Annotated in this window: 17 protein-coding genes and 1 riboswitch; of the genes, 14 read left to right on the top strand and 3 right to left on the bottom strand. The window is 44.4% G+C overall.

The window, feature by feature from the left end; translation table 11 throughout:
* Positions 1–124: 124 nt before the first annotated feature.
* Positions 125–309: riboswitch (cobalamin riboswitch) on the bottom strand.
* A 388-nt stretch (positions 310–697) separates the two neighbouring features.
* The 7 genes from QME03_RS09530 (at position 698) to QME03_RS09500 (ending at position 8,651) form a co-directional block, all read left to right on the top strand.
* Positions 698–1,618, top strand: a complete 921-nt coding sequence (locus tag QME03_RS09530; RefSeq protein ID WP_273112192.1) for a PfkB family carbohydrate kinase — start codon at positions 698–700, stop codon at positions 1,616–1,618.
* A gap of 175 nt (positions 1,619–1,793) precedes the next feature.
* Positions 1,794–2,981, top strand: a complete 1,188-nt coding sequence (locus tag QME03_RS09525; RefSeq protein WP_273146524.1) for an FprA family A-type flavoprotein — start codon at positions 1,794–1,796, stop codon at positions 2,979–2,981.
* Between the two features lie 442 nt (positions 2,982–3,423).
* Positions 3,424–4,602, top strand: a complete 1,179-nt coding sequence (locus QME03_RS09520; protein ID WP_110370496.1) for a dicarboxylate/amino acid:cation symporter — start codon at positions 3,424–3,426, stop codon at positions 4,600–4,602.
* Positions 4,603–4,756: 154 nt separating this feature from the next.
* Positions 4,757–5,911: an RHS repeat domain-containing protein gene (locus QME03_RS09515; protein ID WP_281724225.1), complete on the top strand. Its 1,155-nt coding sequence runs from the start codon at positions 4,757–4,759 to the stop codon at positions 5,909–5,911.
* Complete coding sequence (locus QME03_RS09510; protein WP_025817949.1) at positions 5,908–6,543, top strand: hypothetical protein; 636 nt, start codon at positions 5,908–5,910, stop codon at positions 6,541–6,543. The genes QME03_RS09515 and QME03_RS09510 overlap by 4 nt, the downstream gene beginning before the upstream one ends.
* Positions 6,540–7,733: an RHS repeat-associated core domain-containing protein gene (locus QME03_RS09505; RefSeq protein WP_281724224.1), complete on the top strand. Its 1,194-nt coding sequence runs from the start codon at positions 6,540–6,542 to the stop codon at positions 7,731–7,733. Before QME03_RS09510 ends, QME03_RS09505 begins: the two co-directional genes overlap by 4 nt.
* A 435-nt stretch (positions 7,734–8,168) precedes the next feature.
* Positions 8,169–8,651: a hypothetical protein gene (locus QME03_RS09500; protein WP_281724223.1), complete on the top strand. Its 483-nt coding sequence runs from the start codon at positions 8,169–8,171 to the stop codon at positions 8,649–8,651.
* A 319-nt stretch (positions 8,652–8,970) separates the two neighbouring features.
* Here the strand turns inward: QME03_RS09500 and crcB are convergent, their stop codons facing one another.
* From crcB to greA, 3 genes are all read right to left on the bottom strand, one after another.
* Positions 8,971–9,348 (bottom strand): fluoride efflux transporter CrcB, encoded by a 378-nt coding sequence (gene crcB / locus QME03_RS09495; protein ID WP_273112176.1) that lies wholly within the window; start codon positions 9,346–9,348, stop codon positions 8,971–8,973.
* Positions 9,349–9,521: 173 nt separating this feature from the next.
* The gene (locus QME03_RS09490) at positions 9,522–9,923 is read right to left on the bottom strand and encodes an HIT family protein (RefSeq protein WP_025817569.1); all 402 of its coding nucleotides are present in this window, start codon (positions 9,921–9,923) and stop codon (positions 9,522–9,524) included.
* Positions 9,924–9,978: 55 nt separating this feature from the next.
* A complete protein-coding gene (gene greA / locus QME03_RS09485; RefSeq protein WP_025817568.1) occupies positions 9,979–10,443 on the bottom strand; it encodes a transcription elongation factor GreA in 465 nt (154 codons plus the stop codon).
* Between the two features lie 770 nt (positions 10,444–11,213).
* On the opposite strand from greA, the gene QME03_RS09480 reads away from it, so the two are divergent.
* The 7 genes from QME03_RS09480 (at position 11,214) to QME03_RS09450 (ending at position 19,179) form a co-directional block, all read left to right on the top strand.
* On the top strand, positions 11,214–11,699 hold the full coding sequence (locus QME03_RS09480; protein WP_273146513.1) for a TlpA family protein disulfide reductase: 486 nt from the start codon (positions 11,214–11,216) through the stop codon (positions 11,697–11,699).
* Positions 11,700–12,009: 310 nt separating this feature from the next.
* Complete coding sequence (locus tag QME03_RS09475; protein WP_281724222.1) at positions 12,010–13,791, top strand: DUF6029 family protein; 1,782 nt, start codon at positions 12,010–12,012, stop codon at positions 13,789–13,791.
* A 379-nt stretch (positions 13,792–14,170) separates the two neighbouring features.
* Positions 14,171–14,959, top strand: coding sequence for an Omp28 family outer membrane lipoprotein (locus QME03_RS09470; RefSeq protein ID WP_281724221.1), 789 nt, complete (start codon positions 14,171–14,173; stop codon positions 14,957–14,959).
* Between the two features lie 150 nt (positions 14,960–15,109).
* Complete coding sequence (locus tag QME03_RS09465) at positions 15,110–15,781, top strand: hypothetical protein (protein WP_281724220.1); 672 nt, start codon at positions 15,110–15,112, stop codon at positions 15,779–15,781.
* Positions 15,782–15,936: 155 nt separating this feature from the next.
* Entirely contained in the window at positions 15,937–17,250 is a 1,314-nt protein-coding gene (locus QME03_RS09460; RefSeq protein ID WP_281724219.1) for an Omp28-related outer membrane protein, read from the top strand.
* A gap of 471 nt (positions 17,251–17,721) precedes the next feature.
* A complete protein-coding gene (locus QME03_RS09455) occupies positions 17,722–18,252 on the top strand; it encodes an RNA methyltransferase (protein WP_281724218.1) in 531 nt (176 codons plus the stop codon).
* Positions 18,253–18,711: 459 nt separating this feature from the next.
* Positions 18,712–19,179: a hypothetical protein gene (locus tag QME03_RS09450; RefSeq protein WP_281724217.1), complete on the top strand. Its 468-nt coding sequence runs from the start codon at positions 18,712–18,714 to the stop codon at positions 19,177–19,179.
* Positions 19,180–19,899: the final 720 nt, after the last annotated feature.

Raw genomic sequence — 19,899 nt, 5'->3', positions numbered from 1 at the left:
TTGCCCAAACACCAATGCCTTAAAAGGCACTTTGAGGGCTGTGCACAACGTGTAGGGGAAATAAAAAGAAACCTTGCACGCTGCTAGGAGCGTGCGTTGGGCGTAAGGTCTAACCCTGGAGACCGTGTAAACGCAAGCAAAGGCAGGTATTCTGACTTATTGCCGGGCGGTAAACGTCTTCCCAAACGCATGTTCAGTGACAGGTGTTTACGCCTCCAAGGGCAATTCACAGCAGCCGGACTGTACGGGATTTTCGCCCGTTTCCCTATTAAACGCCGTGCATGGCGTACCAATTGCTGCTGCAAAGTTACGAAAAATATACGGGTTAAACATGGCCTTGAATATTAGTTGCCTATTTTTTTCGCCCCACGGTTAGTGGCATAACAAAAACTCAATCAATTGTTTTGCTATCTGATTTAATTTTCGGATATTTGCAAATTAATAACAGAAGCAGGAACATTATCGAGTGGTTTGGGGCAAAACAGTGAAGCAGCGCGCATCGTTGCTATGTGGCAGCGCGCAAAAAACATTCGTTAGCCCTGCTATTGGCTAAGCATGGCCTTGCCTTATTTGCCCTTTACACCCCCTAATGTTGCTTGCGGGGTAGGCTTGGCGAAAGGCAAACATGTGGCTTAAGCCCTAGCAAAGAAGGCTCGATAGCGGCTTTAACAAACAACAATCATTCATCAACCATTGTATGCGCAAAGTAATTGGAGTAGGCGAAACAGTTTTAGACATCGTTTTTAAGCACGAACAGCCCATGGGAGCATTGCCCGGAGGGTCGGTTTTCAACACCATTGTGTCGCTAGGACGCGTTGGAGCCGACGCCACTTTTATCTCTGCTGTAGGCAACGACCGCGTTGGAGCTAACGTTATCAGCTTTCTGAAAGACAATGGCGTGCATGCCGACTACGTAACGAAGTATGCCGAGGGGCAAACGCCTATTTCGTTGGCTTTCTTAAACGAACAAAACGATGCCGATTATCTGTTTTATCACGATAACAAACAACACTCGCCCGACTTTACTTACCCCGATGTTCAGCCCGATGATATTGTTATCTTTGGTTCGTTCTACGCCGTTAGCGCGGCCACAAGGCCACAGGTGGTGTCGTTTTTAGAGTTCGCACACAGCAGAGGAGCCATTATTTACTACGATGTTAACTTTCGTTCGGGACACCGAAACGATGTGATGCGCATCACCCCTAACCTACTAGAAAACTACGAATATGCCGATGTGGTGAGGGGAAGTAGGGAAGATTTCGAGGTGCTTTATCGACAATCCGACCCCGCTAGAGTGTATTCGGCCGAGATTTCGTTCTATTGTAAGCGCTTTGTTTATACCGATGGCGTGAACCCTGTGCAGCTAAGAGCCGACGGTGCACTGTGCGAAAGCTATACCGTAAGCACCATTCAACCCGTGAGTACCATTGGGGCTGGCGACAATTTTAATGCTGGTTTTATCTTTGGATTGCTCAAATTGGGCATCACTAGGCAACAACTTCTCGACGGATTGACTAAAGAACAATGGGACAAGATAATGAGTTACGCCCTGGCGTTCTCGACTGAAAGCTGCAAAGGCACACAAAACTATGTGCCAAAAGGGTGGAAACCTGAGTGAATACGCATAAGCCCACCCAACTTAATATACGCATAAAAGCATAAACTCACAAACTCATAAACTCATAAACTCATAAACTCATAAACTCTCATAAACTCACAAACTTATATACTCATAAACTCACAAACTTATATACTCATAAACTCATATACTCATAAACTTACAAACTCAGAATATGATAGAAATAGTAAAAGACCTCTATTACGTGGGGGTGAACGACCGCAAGAAAGAGAAATTTGAAGGCCTTTGGCCACTTCCAAATGGCGTTTCGTATAACTCGTACCTCATCGTTGATGAGAAAGTGTGTCTTATCGACACTGTGGAAGCCGACTTTTTCTCGCAGTTTATTGAGAATTTACGCGAAGTTCTTGGCGACCGACCCATTGATTATGTGGTAACCAACCACATGGAACCCGACCATAGTGGCTCTTTCGCACTGCTTCGTCAATATTATCCCAACCTTAAAGTGGTGGGAAATAAAAAGTCGTTCGACCTGCTTAAAGGCTTTTATGGTCTTTCGGGATGCGAACACGAGGTGAAACATGGCGACGAACTCTCGCTGGGTAAGCACACGTTGAGGTTCTATCTCACCCCAATGGTGCACTGGCCCGAAACAATGATGACGCTCGACCTCTCTAACCACGTGCTCTTTACTGGCGATGCCTTTGGCTGCTTCGGCGCACTTAACGGCGGATTGCTTGATACCGAAATCAATTGCGAACCCTTCTGGCTCGAAATGGTGCGCTATTACTCGAACATCGTGGGCAAGTATGGCACACCTGTGCAAAACGCATTGAAGAAATTGGCCAACGAAAAGTTTGAATATCTGTGCTCTACTCACGGACCAGTGTGGCACGAACACCTCGAAAAAGTGGTGGGAATGTACGACCGTATGAGCAAATACGAAGCCGAAGACGGACTCGTTATATGCTATGGCACGATGTATGGCAACACCGAACGCATGGCAGAAGTGATTGCTAGGGCTGCTAGTCAGGCTGGAGTGAAAAACATTGTGGTGCACAACGTGTCGAAAACACATCACTCGTACATTATTCAAGACGTGTTCCGCTACCGCGGACTCATCGTGGGAGCACCCACTTACAACACAGGACTGTATCACGAAATGGACGTGTTGCTCAGCGAACTGGCCAACCGAGACATCAAAAACCACCTCATTGGATGGTTTGGAAGCTATGGATGGGCAGGCAAAGCAGTGCAAAAAATTGGCGAATGGAACGAAAACGGATTGCATTTCGAACCTGTGGGCACACCCGTTGAAATGAAACAAGCACTCTCTGCTGAGGTGGCCGAACAGTGTAGAGCACTGGGACGCGCCATGGCCGAACGCCTTGCGCAGGGCTAAACCCTATAATAAGGCAACTTGCGCTATGCGCTTTGCTGGCTATTGCCTGGCGATGACCAACAAAGACACGCTAAAGACATAGGCAAGGGGGAAGGTATTAACTTTCAATCGCATTTATTATTGCTCGTATATGCAACGCGCGAGCGCAGCTGAGTGATGTAAATGTTTATATAAAATTTGGTAGAAATAGCCAAGAGAGGCTTAATATAGCGAGAGCATTGGGCGAGAGCCCGTAATGACTTGATAATGTTTAATTTTAGATGCGTAAGTATACGTATCGTTATTCATAACGAATGACTATTTTAGGCGTGAGCCTTGTTAGTTTTGATATTCTCTCTTCCCCCTTGCTTTCTTTGTTTGTGGCGCATCTGTCCTCTCCTTTTGACATTTATTTCACATCAAGCACCACCAAGGCTGCTTATCTAAAAAACAATATTTACCAATGAAAATCGGATTATTAGGGCGTATTCTCATCGCCATTGCCCTCGGCGTAGTGTTAGGCAATATATTTACACTGCAGTGGGTGCGCTTATTTGCTACTTTTAACAGTATCTTCGGACAATTCTTAGGTTTTATTATCCCGCTAATTATTGTGGGATTGGTTACGCCTGCAATAGCCGACATCGGCAAAGGTGCAGGCAAACTGCTGCTCATTACCGTGGGCATTGCTTACGCCGACACCGTTATTGCGGCTATTTTGAGCTACACCACTGGGGCTGCTTTCTTTCCTTCGCTTATCGGTAATGGGGCACAAACACTTACGGTTGTAGATAAACCAGCCGATATCTTACCCTATTTCACCGTTAATATTCCTGCACCGATAGATGTGATGAGTGCACTGGTGCTATCGTTTATCATGGGTTTGGGCATAGCTTATGGTGAACATAAGGTGCTGCGCGGTGCCACAAACGAGATGAAGACCATCATCGTAGGCGTTATCGAGCGCGTTATCATCCCGCTCTTGCCACTCTATATCTTTGGTATTTTCCTCTCGATGACTTTCAGTGGCGATGTAATGCGTATCATGTCGGTGTTTGCAAAGATTATCGTTGTTATCTTTGCGCTACACATTTTTGTGCTCATCTATCAATATCTTATAGCGGGGGCCATCGTAAAGAAAAATCCTTTCCGCCTGTTGGCCAACATGTTTCCTGCCTATCTCACGGCCTTGGGCACATCGTCGTCGGCTGCCACCATCCCCGTATCACTCAAACAGACTGTTAAGAATGGCGTTTCAGAGGATATAGCAGGCTTTGTAATACCCCTTTGTGCCACTGTTCACCTCTCGGGTTCGGCCATGAAGATAACAGCTTGTGCCTTTACCATTGCCCTCCTTGAGGGTTTGCCCACCCATTTCCCCCTGTTTTTGCATTTCATGATGGTGCTGGCCATCTTCATGGTGGCGGCTCCGGGCGTTCCAGGTGGCGCTATTATGGCCGCCTTAGCGCCCTTGGGCAGCATCTTAGGCTTTGGAGAAAACGAACAAGCCTTGATGATAGCCCTCTATATCGCTATGGATAGTTTTGGCACAGCATGTAATGTAACGGGCGATGGCGCCATTGCGCTGGTGGTGGATAAGCTTTATCGCAAAAAACTAGACGCCACACCCGAGGCGGCTTAACAGACTTTAATTTGTTTTTAAGCGTTGAGGACATGGCAGGCCGATGCTTTTTGCACCGCGCTCACTGTCCTTGCAATGGCGAAATAGTGGGTACTGTCCTAAAAAGTGTGTAAGCCCATTTTTTTCTTATCTTTGTATTCAGGTAAAAAATAAAATGAAGCTTACACATTCACCAATTTCGGAAATTCTTTCGAATTACACAAGCAGTAGCGAGGGTTTTGTTGCCCTTGCGCACGATTATTTCCCCCCTGCTTGTGTAATGCCTCCCATGAGAGACCCCTCCATGTCTGATGAATTTTTTGCCAAGTTGTTGGAACAATGGCGTGAGTTTAGCGGTAAGCGTGATAATTATTCGATAGACTTTGTTTATTTCAACCGCGACCACCTAGGCAACGTTCGCGAGGTGGTTTCAGAGAAGGGCGAGGTGGAGCAGGTAAACGCCTACTATCCTTTCGGCACGCCCATCTATGCCCTTGGCACGAACGAAAGCCAACAACGCTACAAGTACAACGGTAAGGAGTTCGACGAACTTCACGGCCTTAATACCTACGACTACGGCGCACGCCAATACGCCCCACTGCTGCCGATGTGGGATAGGGTAGACCCATTGGCCGAGAAGTATTATGGGGTCTCGCCGTATGCGTATTGTGCGAATAACCCTGTGACGTTTGTAGACCCTGATGGAAGAAACCCAATATACAACTCAAAGGGTATATTCTTAGGAACTTCTAGTGAGGGCTTTACGGGCCAGATCTACATCTACACAGGCATAGAACAATTGGATTTTTCTAGCCATGACATGGCTTATTGGACAGGTTTGTCTGAAAATCCAGCAGGTTACGAACTTGATTTCAAAACTTATGACGAAGTGGAGAGGGCTTATGAGGGCGATGCATTGATGAACTTCGAGTTGAATGTCTTAAATCATATCATTTCACACTTTAATGGAGTCAAGGTTTTTGAAAAGACGTTTTACATGTCGGATATTAAAGGTGGGAAGATAGGATTCACCTATAAGAAGAATAGTAATTTCACGACTTGGCCTGAACATAGCGGTATCAAAGCACAGATTGACGCTCATCAGAATGTTACCCGCAATTACGAAGGAACAGTAGAGAATTTCGCTGCTACAATAATTATTCATGAGTGGTATAGCCATGGGAAGTATAAAATTGGCAATGAGTTTGGAAACCATTACAAAGCCTATGAGAACGTAAAAAGAGACAGACTTTTTTATCCGAAAACAACCGAAAACTACAAGAAGATGATAGAAAATCGTATTGAATATTATAAATCGAAGAAGAAATGAAACCTCGGATGATTTTACTTGTTATGTTCCTTTCCTGCGTATACATCTGTGTAGGAGGCAAGCGGAACAAGATTTTCGACGAAATGAGTAAAAGGGGTATAGACTCTATTTCTGTAGCTTACTATCATTCCGCATTAACGAAAAGCAGCTTTTATATCACAGTTTATAGGGATAAGGCAAGTTATGTGTTAGACTCGGTAGCTCATGGATTAGAAGCTGAAGATTCTCGCTTCGTTTATTACCCTGCTAGGCTGAATGAGGCATCACAAAATTACATCCTGACTATGATCGACAGGTTATATGTGTCGAAAACTATTGGAATATTCAAGCTGCGTAAGAAGGAAAATTTTGTAGTAGAGACAGAGTATGATATGCTTGATGTGGACATTTCTTATAAGAACAGAAGGAAAAGAAGGATAAAATTATATTTAGGAGAAGTTTATAGAAGCAAGCCTTCTTATTCGCTTAACGAAACTCATGTATATACGCGCGCGTTTCGACAATTCGTGCAGTTTCTGATATATGTAACAGCAGAACAAGGGCCTTATAGCAGCAGGTATGATAGCCTTATTCGTAGAAAGAATGGCATGCAAAAAGATGATGAGATTTTTGAGTTTATTGATTTAGAATGATTGTAGATATCAATTATACAGAAGTTTCCGCTGTACCTTCTCAGTGCAGACCTTTACCAGCGGGAGAGAATTTGTTTGCTGTGACGTGTGTCGATTGGCTAGACGTGAGGTGCAGCACAGGCGACTTTGACTATAACAAGAAAATGTGCTCACAATGGCAAAACGACTTGGGTGGAGGAAAGAAGGGGCCGACAATATATTCTCTGCAATTTAGGTATTTCAACCGCGACCACCTGGGCAACGTTCGCGAGGTGGTTTCAGAGAAGGGCGAGGTGGAGCAGGTAAACGCCTACTATCCTTTCGGCACGCCCATCTATGCCCTTGGCACGAACGAAAGCCAACAACGCTACAAGTACAACGGTAAGGAGTTCGACGAACTTCACGGCCTTAATACCTACGACTACGGCGCACGCCAATACGCCCCACTGCTGCCGATGTGGGATAGGGTAGACCCATTGGCAGAGAAGTATTATGGGGTTTCGCCGTATGCGTATTGTGCGAATAACCCTATTAACTTTACGGATTATGATGGGCAGGATTACTGGTCAACTAATGATCAGACACAAATAAGAAAATTCCTAAATGCAGTGGGGCAAGGGGTAATCAACTTCGACTTCTCGGAATGGACACATGTCAATGATAATGATTTTACTGCTAAGTTGGCTTATAACGATGAAACCCACAAATTTTATACGAGTTATGCTACGGTGAACGATGGAGAAGTTCGTGTTACAGGGAAATCATTTGATGCAGGCCTAACTCCTGTATCCTTTATTGGTAATGCCTATGTTGGTTCTTTCTACTTTAAACCATATTCGGGTTTCTGGCAAAGAGTTAGATACTTCTTGAACGGAGGAATTGAAGAAATAAATGGCGTAAATTGGAAAATCAACGCGCAAGGGCGGATAATGAGTGTTGCACCCATAATGGGCGATGTACCCATACCTTCTTCGCCAAGAGTGGCAATGAATAAACTTGCAGCCGAAACATATCTAATTAATAGAGGAGCAAAGCTAACCCGTGAATTTGGCTTATCTCATAATCAAAAGATTTTTAAATTAGGCGGGAGATACTATTCTTGGGACATAGATAAGTATAACGGGGGATATTTTAAAGTATTTGAGAAGATTGGTGGAAAACTCAAAAGAATAGGAACTGCTGATGAGAAATTAAACATCTTTAAGAAATGAAAAATATATCGATATATAATGAGAGACTCTTAAATAGAGTTTTTAGTAGGAAAACGAGGAGGGGCATAGTCTCGATTTCATACGACTTGGATTGGTTGCCATTGAATCGTAAAATTGATTTCACGATAAACAGGTTATGTAGCTATCGTTTTCATAAAGCACGGCTAACCTTACACTTTTGGGAGCCAAACGAAGTGTTAGAGCGGATGCTTAAAGAATGCGCCGTAGATGACTATGAAATGATAAGAGAATACAAATCTATGCGAATGAGACCAGGAATTGTTCATATTAATTTCGTCAATGAGTTTAATAAGAGGTTTTTAAAAGTTCTTATAACTAAACATTATAACTTTGAGAACGCACTCGCCGATTCTTTAAACGTCACACCTTTTATTGCCATAGATTCAGGTAGTGAAGTTATTGCGATTAAGTTATATGACGATAGGGGCTTTTATGAGTATGTTCTTGAAATACCTGGAAGGAATAAATAAAGTGAACCGTGGCTACCGTTACACCTACGACGACCTGAACCGGCTGGTGAATGCTGAGTATGGTGAAAACAACTTCTCAACGGGCATCGGGCGTTACAACGAAGGCCTGGGGTATGATGGTAATAGTAATGTTACTTCGCTGCAACGCAAAGGAATGACGCAAGAAGGCAGCTGCGGACTGATAGACGACTTGCGACTCGGATACGACGGCAACCAACTGAGCAAAGTGGAGGAGAATGCGCCCGCCGTGCTGTATGCAGGTTCGCTAGATGTGAAGCACAGTACAAACGACATCCACTATAACGCCAACGGCTCGCTCACAATGGACGGCACGCGCGACATTACCCACATCGACTACGACCTGCACAACAACCCCCAGCGCATACAGTTTGCCAACGGCAACGTAACGCAACACGCCTATTTGTAGATATGATTAACCTATCAAAAGAAAAGAATAGTATATATGGGTTTGCGGGGCATGCTGCACCAAAACAAGAGTTCACGCATTCTGATCACATTGAGTTTCTGCGGAAGAATACGTATGAGAAGTTTATAGTGCGAGTGAATAAGGAAAAACAAAAGGGGGAACTGGTGTCATTTGAATGCCCAAATGTTTCATATCATTTTGGCTTATATCCAAATGATGCACAGAATGTACAGACACAAGGGAAATAGAAGGAAAATACCTACACGGAGAAACCTGCCTAGTGGCCAACGAATTCGTTGCCCACACTCTGAAAAAGAGGTTAAAACCTACTTGCCAACCACGTTCCGCAATGCAAGGCTAAGAAACCAAGGGCCACACTGATGCCTAGATATATGGCTGCCATCAGCAACTGACTGTTGTGAGCCATGCACGACGACTCGTTAACCAGCGTGCTAAGCGTGGTTAGTCCGCCACAAAATCCTACACATAGCAGCAGACGAAGCTGTTCGTTGCCGCCAAGCGTGCGTTGAAGCAGTGTTCCCACAAAGCCAATGGAAAGGCAACCCACCACATTGGCCACCAATGTGCCAATGGGGATGCTGTTACAACCTGTTGCGGGCCATATGCATGCGAGCAAATAGCGCAGCATGCTGCCCACTGCACCGCCTAAAGCCACCATTAAAATATTGCGTATCATAAGTGTTATGGTTTTGTTTTGTTCATTGTATTAGTTAAGCTCGTTGTTGGGTAGGTGCGATTTTCCTTGTGTGGCATTTAAATTTAAAAAAAAGAGTGCCGAAAAAGCTGGCACTCTCTTTTAACTTAATCCGAAATCGAGTAGATGAGCTGCCCAATTAGCACCAGCCCATGCTATTGTTGCGACTTAAACGCCGCGTATATCTTGTTGGCAATGCTTTGCATTTGTTCGGCCGAGAGCTTGAGCTTCTCGCGTTTAAAGTCGGCGTCGTCCTCCGAATTGAGGGGTAGTAGATGGATGTGTGCATGCGGAACCTCCAATCCTAGTACCACTTGAGCCACCTTGATGCATGGGCAAGCTGTTTTAACAGCCTGTGCCACACGTTTGGCAAATAGCTGAAAAGCTGCCAATTCGTCGTCGTTCATATCGAAGATATAATCCACTTCGCGACGCGGAATAACCAAAGTGTGCCCCTCCATCAGTGGATTGATGTCGAGGAATGCATAAAACTGTTCGTTTTCTGCACATTTATAGCTGGGAATTTCGCCAGCGGCAATTTTGCTGAATATGTCCATTGTGTGGTAATATTTAGGTAGGCATTGCTGCTAAAGGGGTGTTAACCCCTCTGCTTTAAATCGTAATTTTGTCAATTCTTAGTTTGATGGTGCCTCGGGGGATGGTAATTTCCACCTCATCGCCTTCTTTTTTGTTGAGCAACCCCTGTGCGATAGGCGTTGTGATAGCGATTTTTCCTTCCTTTAAATTGGCCTCGCTTTCACTCACAATGGTGTACGACATTTTGGCTTTTGTGGTTAGATTGGTCATCTGCACCTTCGAAAGAATTTGCACAGCTTCGTTGCTAAGTCTCGAAGTGTCAACAATTTTAGCCTCGTTAATAGCCATTTTTAATTTGTTAATCTTGTCTTCGAGATGAGCCTGAGCCTCTTTTGCCGCATCATATTCAGAGTTTTCACTTAAGTCGCCCTTGTCTCTGGCCTCGGCAATTGCAGCCGATGCTTTGGGGCGTTCAATGGATTCGAGCCGTCTAAGCTCTGCTACGAGGTTCTCGTAGCCTTCTTGTGACATGTAAGCCATATTTCTTTAACCTTAAATTATATTGGTGTTAGTTTTTCCTATGACAAATAATGAGCAATTCCGGCATGCTTTCTATGCCGGAATTTTATGTTCGTATTACAACGAGTTTTGGCCGCTACGTCAACGTTTGTCTTTGATTAACGATGCGTTTGCGGCTTATCTAGAAAGTTCCAGTGTTGCTTTGTTTGGATATAGATGTTGCAAAGGTAGTGCTTTTTGTGATAACCAGCAAACTTTTGTCTGTAAAATTCGTTAAGTGTGGCAGCGGTTCGAGGAGTTAAACAGTGCTGAACCACTGATAAATACAGCATTTAATGTGGAAACGAAGTGGGAGAGGAATCCAAATAAAACACTGAAAAAGTGCGCTTAAAGGTGAAAAGGTGAAAAGAAGGTCTGTTTTTATGTTGCATAATGTAGACAATCGTGTTGCTTACTGCCTTTCCATTCGCCTTATTTCTTTGTCATTTCTTCCTTTAGTGTCTAGAAATAAGCTATTTATGTGCTGATGAAGGTGCAGAATGGTGTTCTTCTATTCGTTTAAATTGCTGTTACTTTGTTCGGTATTTTACTAATATAGCGCATAGATTGCGTGTTATTGGTGTGTTAGCGATAAATAATGCAGCACTGAAAGGGTAAATATCAAATTGTTAAACACTTACAATGTTAAAAGTTTCGATAAACTTTACTATTTCATATTAAATGAGACGCGATTTTTCTTTACATGCCATTATTTTTTCATAACTTTGTAAGCATAATTCAGAAAACATACAATGAGGAAGCTTTTTCTACTTTTTGCTGCCACCATCGTGGCACTATGCGCACACGCTCAACAGCGATTGCCAAACGTAACACTGAAAGACATCACGGGAAAAACCGTGAGAGTGGACACGCTGAGCAATAATGGTAAACCACTTGTGGTGGCGTTTTTCGCCACTTGGTGTAAGCCTTGCAACCGCGAACTCAAAGCCATAGACGAGGTTTACGACGACTGGAAGCGCGAAACGGGAGTGAAAATCGTTGCCGTAAGCATTGACCAGGCGCAGAATATTAATAAGGTGAAACCCCTTGTTGATGAAAACGGATGGACCTACGACGTGCTGCTCGACCCAAACGGCGAACTGAAACGCGCTCTGGGTATACAAATGATACCTTATACTTTGCTACTCGACGGCAAAGGAAACATCGTGTATAAACACAATGGGTATACCGATGGGGCCGAAAACGAACTGCTCGAAAAGGTGAAAGCCTGCATGTAGCAGGGCGGTATAGCGCCAATAATAGGGCCAATGCTTGCCGATGGCCTGTATAAGGCAAGTCTTTTAGATGGGTTAAGAGACTTGGCTCTGGGAATTTTTGGCCCGCTTCAATTAGGGCTTAACTTGCTTTCCCGCTTAAAAGATGGCGATTGGCCAAGTGTATTATGTGCGAGCAACAATATTCTAACACATAAGGCCATCGAAGAACAACACAAAGAAGGGACATTGGGGCGCATAATAGATGTTGCCACACCTTCTCTAATCTAGCAATTCACAAGCATACACATTATATATGTACCTAAACCTCATCATGCAAAAGCAAATGCGAAGGCCACAACTAATGGCGCAACCCCAAGAAAAATATTGCATGGGGCTGCCTCTGCACCGAATGGCTGAACAAAACACAGCCTACCGTATGGCTAACAATCAGCGTAATCGCAAGAATAGCTGGCAAAACACCTGGGCAACGGTCTTGCTCCTTGCTCTTTGTTGCGCGCCTAGCTCGGCATTGGCACAAGATGGAGGCCAAAAGCAGGGCTTTGCGCTGCGTGGCTCGATACAATCAGATATGCTATTGCCACAAAACGACAATCAAGCTGGCATCACTAAAGGAACAGACGACTTTGTTAATAATACCTATGTGGAACTGGGCGCCTCGTTCAAGCAGTTTGATGCTGGGTTGAGATTGGAGTATCTGCAACACCCTTTGCCAGGATTTGAAGCCGATATTAAAGGATGGGGCGTACCACATTATTATCTAAGGTGGCAAACAAAACATGTGGAACTAACGGCGGGTACATTCTATGAGCAGTTTGGTTCGGGTTTTGTGCTACGCACTTACGAAGAAAGAAGCCTAGGCATTGACAATTCTCTGCTCGGCGGACGCGTGAAGGCCAACCCTCTTCCTGGTGTCTTCGTGAAAGCATTGGCGGGTAAACAACGCCGTTATTGGGAGCTTAACCCAGGATGGCTGGGTGGTGCCGACCTCGAATTAAACATCGAACAATGGCTACCTGCCATGCAAGCACACGACCAGTATTTGATGTTGGGCGTATCGGTAGTAAACAAAAACGAACCCGATGAGGTGGTGATGGTCGACGCTAACCATCGTTTAAAACTACCAAGTAATGTGTTGGCCTACGATGTGAGGGCTAGATGGCAACACGGCGCTTTTAATGTGCTGGCCGAATATGCACAAAAAGCGCAAGACCCAGAGGCCGATAACGGCTATATCTATCGTAATGGATATGTGGCAATGCTGTCGGGTTCGTACTCTAAGAGAGGATTGAGCATGCTACTCCAAGCCAAACGAAGCGTAAACATGGGTTTCCGCACACGTCGTAGCATGGTGGGAACTTCGTCGTTTGTAAACCATCTGCCTGCCTTTACTTACGAACATACTTACGCCCTGCCTGCAGTCTACCCCTATGCCACGCAACCTGGTGGCGAATGGGCCTATCAAGCGGCTATGGGATATAAGCTAAAGAAAGGCACTGCACTGGGTGGACGCTATGGCACTACTTTGAAATTGAACTTCTCGCACGTGCATGGCATCGCTAGAAACGAACAGGGAGGTAAGGGAACGGATGGTTATGGATCGGCTTTTTGGGCCTGGGGTGACGAAACTTACTATCAAGACCTAAACCTGCAGATGGAAAAACGCTGGTGCCCGGCTCTCAAAACCACGCTGATGTATATGAATCAACGGTATAATAAAACTGTGGTAGAGGGTAAGGGTGGTATGATTAACGCCAATATCTTTGTGGCTGATGTGGATTGGACGATGTCGCCACGCACCGCATTGCGCACCGAAGCGCAGTATATGCGTACAAAAGACGATGATGGCGATTGGCTTTTTGGCCTGCTCGAACTATCGTTGGCACCCTCTTGGATGTTCACCGTGAGCGATATGTATAACTCTGGAAGCACGCGTACACACTATTATCAAGCGCTGGTAACCTTTAATCACGGGGCTCATCGCTTGCAAGTGGGCTACGGACGCACGAAAGATGGCTATAATTGCAGTGGTGGCGTGTGTCGATATGTGCCTGCAACCAAGGGCGCAACGCTGTCTTACAGTTATAATTTCTAGGATATAAAAGTGAATTGGGGACAACCTGTTAAGGCTTTGCAGGCTGCAATGGCGGGGCAAAACACCGCCCATCCATCGGCCGCAGGCCTTTAACCCAAATCGATCATTAGAGCCAAAACTGATTTTGTTTTATTGTCGAGCAGATTGCCTGTCTTTGTAACGCAGGCGTAACGGGCTACGTCAAGTTGCAAAGGCAGACAAGATACCGACAAGATGATAAAAGATGTAAGGATACAACACAGAAACAAGAATTCTGGATACATTGTGGTCTAATGACCGATTGGGGTTTAACACAGTCCTTCTTACGAAATAAACGGAGTCTTTGAACGGCCTTTTTGTATAAAACAGTTAAAGTATAGACCGAATAAAACTAAAAACGATGCATTTAAAACCAACACTCATACTGCTTGCTGCCCTTGTTTTGGGTGCTTGCAACAACATCGCACCCGAAGATAGATTTATCGAAGTAGCCTCGGCTACGGTAAAACGCAAAGTACTTGTAGAGGAATTTACGGGTCAACGCTGCCTTAACTGTCCCGAAGCAGCCAACGAATTGGCGCGTTTGCAAGCCCAATATGGGGGCGACACGCTGATTGTGGTGGCCATTCATGGCGGTCGATTGGCCGTAAAGCCCACGGCTAGCGTGAATGGGTTGTCCACGGCACTGGGCGATAGCTACGCCGATTTTTGGGGATTTACCAACTCTGTACCCAATGCTTTGATAAATAGAAAGCCTGCTGGACAACAAAAAGATGCCTGGGCTGGTATTATTAGACAGGCTTTTGAAGCCGAAACAGCCCTCAACCTGAAGCTAGTCACCACTTACGACGGCACAAGTCGCCAACTGAAGGTATCAACCACGGTCGCGGCGTTGGCCAATGGGGTACAAGGTAAACTGCAATTGTGGCTGGTTGAGGATGGCATTGTAAGCATACAACAGTTGCCTGGCAATGTGATTGAACGTAATTACGTGCACAATCATGTGTTGCGGGCCGCTCTTAATGGCGATTGGGGCGAGGACGTGAGCATCGACGCCAACAACGAAAAGACATTTACGCACACCTTAACGTTGCCCAATGGTGTGAATGCTGATAAGGCATGGGTGGTGGCTTTCGTATATAACGACGACGGAGTGGTGCAGGTTGATAGGCATAAAGTGGCCAACTAAAGACTTAACAAATGGTGCCGAACTGCTTTTGCCATCCATCTAACGGCGCAAATTACCCCCTGGCGAGAGAGGACTAACATTAAGTTCTGCCTTCGTTTACATCAAATAGCATTAACAATCCCAAAACTTATAACAATAAAACCATTTGATATGAAGAGATTTTTACTTTTTAGCGTGCTCTTTTGTTTCGTGTCGGCTCTGTCGATATATGCCGCAAATCGTGATTTGGTATTGGTAGACGCTACCGGAAAAGAGATTAAAGACAATGTTACGCTAAACCTAAACAAAGTGACAGATAATGAATTTGGACCGCAAATCAATAGTGGACTCTTTGTTCGCAACACTTCGGGCAAGGATGTTAACTTCATGGTGGTGGCCGATATTCAAGAAATGAAAGGCGAAAACGCTTATCTGAAGATGTGTTTCCCTAGCGCCTGCAACGTATTTGATAAAAAAATGAAGTACGAATCGCAATCGCGTAATTTCCTTGCTAAGGAAAAAGACGCCTCCCTTGATACTGAATTTTTTATCTCTAAGAATGGAAGTTGTGTTGTTGTGCTTAAATTTTATACCACTAAGAGTCCTGCAACGGCCGCAATAGCAGTGCCCTTACGACTGATTACTACCGTAAAACTGAAGTTCAGCGGTGATGTTATGGGTGTTGAAAATGTTGAAAACGCACTGCCTAATACTGTTAATGAGGTGTGGACGGCTCAGGGCGTGTTTGTTGGGCGCAACATTCTCGACCTAAATAGCTTGCCAAAAGGACTGTATGTGGTTAAGCAAAACGGAAAGGCCACCAAAGTAGTAGTAGGCCAATAATTAAGAAATAATATCCTCATTACCCCTTATTTGGGGAGATAAAAAGAATGCTTTCACGCCCATTGCGTGCAAGCACAGGGAGAGTTACGGCCTTTTTGTTCCGCTGTAGAGGAGTGGCGAAGGGTAATTTGTTTATCGATTAAAATGAATATTACATGATAAAATCTTCTTTTATGCGCCTTTGTGCGCTCATGTTGGTGCTTTACATCTGCAATAAGGCGTTCGCAGCCTTTGGTGATAACAATTTAGCACCCATCGCATCGCCTGCATTGATCGTTGAAAAGGGCGAAACCAATGCTCAAGGCAAGTTTGCTTGTGTTAATTATGGTAGCAATGCCATCAAGTCTTTCCACTATAGACTCTCTATTGCTGGTAAGGTGTTGGAAGAAAAAGAGGTGAAACTGGCTCAACCCATCGCTCCAACTGATACAAAAGAACTGCTGGTGAATGTGCCAACACTCAAAGAGCTGGGTGATTATAAGGTTACTTGCGAGATTACTAAGGTGAATGGGCAGCCCAATACCACTACATTCTCGGAGTCATCGCTCAACATGGTGGTGCTTAGTAAAAAGCCTAAATGTCGTGTGGTGTTTGAAGATTACACCGCCACTTGGTGTCAATACTGTCCTCGTGCCACTGCTATAATGGAGTATATGAGCAAAAAACACCCCGACGACTTTATCGGTATAGCCATTCATAGTCGCGACCAGATGGGCATTGAGAATTATTATGGCACTGGAAGTCCTGTTAGAGGCTATCCCACTATATGGGCTTCTCGTTATAGTCAGATAAAAGATTACACAGGAGAGGATGCTTATGATGATGCCAAAAATCGTGGAGCAGTAATGGATATCGAAGTGCAAGCAGAGTGGGATGTGCGTAAAACCACTATCAGCGTGCAATCGTTTACTACATTCCGGCGTAGTTTGTCGAACGCCAGATATGCTCTTGCCTATGTAATCGTTGAAGACGGCATGCAAGGACGCAGCTGGGCTCAGGCCAATTATTTCTATGGTCGTTATGAATATGAGAACGAAAACAGTGAATTTAAAACGTTTACCCGCGGTGGTAACCCCGTTTACAACCTTAAATACAATCATGTGGCTCGCGATTTTAAAGGTATTGGCTCGGGTATTGATAACTCTCTCCCCAGCAGAGTTACTGCCGATAAGGCCATTAGTCATAAAGTTACCTTCAGCAACATTGGTACTTATTGGCAACCTCAAAACAAAAACAATCTGCACGTTGTGGTGTTGGTTATCGACAGAAGTTCAAATTACATTGTTAATGCTGCTCGTTGCAGCATCGGTGCCCATGGCACAACAGGTGTAGAAGCTGTTAATACTCAAACCGAACGTGTGGAAGTGGCACGCTTTAACCTTAAAGGCCAACGCCTTTCTGCACCCGAACCAGGCATAAACGTTGTGAAATATAACGACGGAACGGTTGAAAAAGTGCTTGTTAGGTAGTAATCAACACGTTTGTGATGTCTCCTTACGCGCGTTTCGCCATGTTCAGAACAACTGATTCGCGCTAATTTCTTTATCCCAACTAACCTATTTGCGCCTACATCGCGCCGATGGCCACGTTGATGGTGGCCATTCGGTGGGGTGTAGGCCATTGATTTTTCGTGTTTCCTTTGTCACTTAAATTGTGTTTTACGGGTTACATGGTGCAAAACGCCCTCGGTTTTCTTTCAAAGCCCTGTCTCTTACAACATAAAACCCACCTTCTATTGTGGTAATGACCATTCAAATAGGGAAATTGTAGTACCTTTGTGCATGTAATTCGGTTGTTTGCTCGCTCGGTGTCACGCCAGTTGCGCAAACCTAGCCCTGCTGTTTGTTGCGCATCTTGCCTCCAAGTCCAAGCGGATTATGAGCTCTTGTTAGTACCAAATCAACCGAAAACAAAGATATTAGAACAAAAATAATTGAGCTTTGCGTAAACTTAAAACCATAGAAATGCACCGTCTAACGGTGGATGAGTTTAAAGCAGCCAGCAAGACTCCCCTTGTTGTGGTGCTAGATAATGTGCGTTCGTTGCACAATGTGGGGTCGGTGTTCCGCTCATGCGATGCCTTTCGCGTTGAGGCGGTGTATCTTTGTGGCATCACTGCCACGCCTCCCAGTGCCGAAATTCATAAAACGGCGCTTGGTGCAGAGGACAGTGTGGAGTGGAAATACTTTGTAGATGCAACCGAGGCCGTGGATGAATTGCATGCCCGAGGCACGAAAGTGTTTGCCGTTGAGCAGGTGGCCAACTCTACTATGCTGCAAAACCTCGATACCAATGAGAACGAACGCTATGCCGTTGTGCTAGGAAACGAGGTGAAGGGTGTGCAACAAACAGTGGTAGACCACTGCGATGGCTTTTTAGAGATACCCCAATTCGGCACCAAACACTCGCTCAATGTTTCTGTTGCGGCTGGTATTGTGGTGTGGGAGTTTGCTAAAAAAACAAAGAGATAACGCTACTTTCGAGCTGTTTTGTTGTACATTGTGTCATAACCCGATTGGGCTCTCCTTGTTATGACCAACGCTTAAGGCCAACAATGCCATTGATTAAGGGCTATAAACCATTGATAGGATGATAATGTCATTGGCGAAAGGATTAATTCGCGTTATTCAGACCAGTATTATGCTTTCGCATACCAGCCCATCACGCCTTTCTATGCTTTGTTGGTGCTATAATATGTTAACGTGTCACCAACATCTACTTTCCCTTTACGCTTTTATTTGTTAATCAATCACAACCAGCCACCAAACAGAACACAACAGGTTGTATTGTGGATAACATTCTAATTGCTTGAGACACAATGCAAAGAATTAACACAAAGGGTTATAATTTACTTGTTAAAATTCTTTTTTAATTACATAAAATATCGTAACTTTGCATTACTACATTGAATATTATCAAATACACCGATCATGAAAAAAACAACACAAAACAGGGCCTTTATGGCCTTTTTGGCTCTTATAGCCGTCCTTTTTACGGTTGCTACCTTCTCGGCTTGCTCAAACAACGACGAAGGTAGTGATAACGACCCTGATGAAAAACATGAGAACTCCATCGTTGGAATTTGGAAACTGGATGCTACACTTGCTTCTGAAGATGCCACAAACACCCACATGGGCCACTCTCCAGCACAAGTTTACGAGGTTTATAAGGCCGATGGTTCTTACCATAAAGTGGACTTACCTAGCGGAAACGGCGTTAAAGCCGAAGAGGGTAAGTATAAAGTAACCGATGATGAACTGGCCGTTGAACTGGAATACCCAGGCGGAAAACGACTAACGCAAAGGTTTAAGTTTAAGATTGACAAAGATAAAATGAAGAAAACAAATGAAGTAACAGAGGAGATAGCAAGATACACAAGGTTTAAAGAGAACCCCTGACCAGGGTAATACAAGAAAAACATGATACGCCGACTGATGCCGGCGGACATTGAATGCGTAGACACCGTGAGGTGTCTACCTTTCTTTATGCCCTAATCGTTGATTATGCCTCTGGCTTTTCGCTTTCTTTCCGTTCAACTTTCGCTTGTCTCTAGTTAAATTTTCGCTTTCCTCTCGGTCAACTTTTACTTGTCTCTAGTTAACTTTTTGTTTCCTCTTGTTCAACTTTTGCTTCTCTTTAGTTAACTTTTTGTTTCCTCTCGTTCAACTTTCGCTTCTCTTTAGTTAACTTTTTGTTTCTTCTCGTTCAACTTTCGCTTCTCTTTAGTTAACTTTTTGTTTCTTCTCGTTCAACTTTCGCTTGTCTCTAGTTAACTTTTCGCTTTCCTCTCGTTCAACTTTCGCTTGTATCTAGTTAACTTTTTGTTTCCTCTTGTTCGTCCTTCGTTTCTTGTTATTATCTAGTTAGTCTTGCGATCTTAGCGTTATGCGCAGTCCTTTTATACAACAACAAACAATCTTCACCATCAATCAAACAAAAACTGTGCAGGTCCTAACGCCTGATTTGGGATCAGTCGTAAAACCCAGTAGCAATCCGCTTCTCGTGCACATGATTACATAAGCCTATAAAGGAAGAACGGAATATCTGTAACTCCCTTAAACTGGGTTTTACGGCTGACCTCAAATTCTGCATAGACTCTAGCCACCGATGGGCAGGGT

Origin of the sequence: Hoylesella shahii (assembly GCF_937990675.1) — a bacterium.
Lineage (GTDB): Bacteria > Bacteroidota > Bacteroidia > Bacteroidales > Bacteroidaceae > Prevotella > Prevotella shahii.
This window is presented reverse-complemented; position numbering and strand designations above follow the sequence as displayed.

Coding starts and splice junctions, on each gene's coding strand:
- QME03_RS09530 (WP_273112192.1), top strand. CDS start 698: ATGCGCAAAGTAATTGGAGTAGGCGAAACAGTTTTAGACATCGTTTTT.
- QME03_RS09525 (WP_273146524.1), top strand. CDS start 1,794: ATGATAGAAATAGTAAAAGACCTCTATTACGTGGGGGTGAACGACCGC.
- QME03_RS09520 (WP_110370496.1), top strand. CDS start 3,424: ATGAAAATCGGATTATTAGGGCGTATTCTCATCGCCATTGCCCTCGGC.
- QME03_RS09515 (WP_281724225.1), top strand. CDS start 4,757: ATGAAGCTTACACATTCACCAATTTCGGAAATTCTTTCGAATTACACA.
- QME03_RS09510 (WP_025817949.1), top strand. CDS start 5,908: ATGAAACCTCGGATGATTTTACTTGTTATGTTCCTTTCCTGCGTATAC.
- QME03_RS09505 (WP_281724224.1), top strand. CDS start 6,540: ATGATTGTAGATATCAATTATACAGAAGTTTCCGCTGTACCTTCTCAG.
- QME03_RS09500 (WP_281724223.1), top strand. CDS start 8,169: ATGACGATAGGGGCTTTTATGAGTATGTTCTTGAAATACCTGGAAGGA.
- crcB (WP_273112176.1), bottom strand. CDS start 9,348: ATGATACGCAATATTTTAATGGTGGCTTTAGGCGGTGCAGTGGGCAGC.
- QME03_RS09490 (WP_025817569.1), bottom strand. CDS start 9,923: ATGGACATATTCAGCAAAATTGCCGCTGGCGAAATTCCCAGCTATAAA.
- greA (WP_025817568.1), bottom strand. CDS start 10,443: ATGGCTTACATGTCACAAGAAGGCTACGAGAACCTCGTAGCAGAGCTT.
- QME03_RS09480 (WP_273146513.1), top strand. CDS start 11,214: ATGAGGAAGCTTTTTCTACTTTTTGCTGCCACCATCGTGGCACTATGC.
- QME03_RS09475 (WP_281724222.1), top strand. CDS start 12,010: ATGCAAAAGCAAATGCGAAGGCCACAACTAATGGCGCAACCCCAAGAA.
- QME03_RS09470 (WP_281724221.1), top strand. CDS start 14,171: ATGCATTTAAAACCAACACTCATACTGCTTGCTGCCCTTGTTTTGGGT.
- QME03_RS09465 (WP_281724220.1), top strand. CDS start 15,110: ATGAAGAGATTTTTACTTTTTAGCGTGCTCTTTTGTTTCGTGTCGGCT.
- QME03_RS09460 (WP_281724219.1), top strand. CDS start 15,937: ATGATAAAATCTTCTTTTATGCGCCTTTGTGCGCTCATGTTGGTGCTT.
- QME03_RS09450 (WP_281724217.1), top strand. CDS start 18,712: ATGAAAAAAACAACACAAAACAGGGCCTTTATGGCCTTTTTGGCTCTT.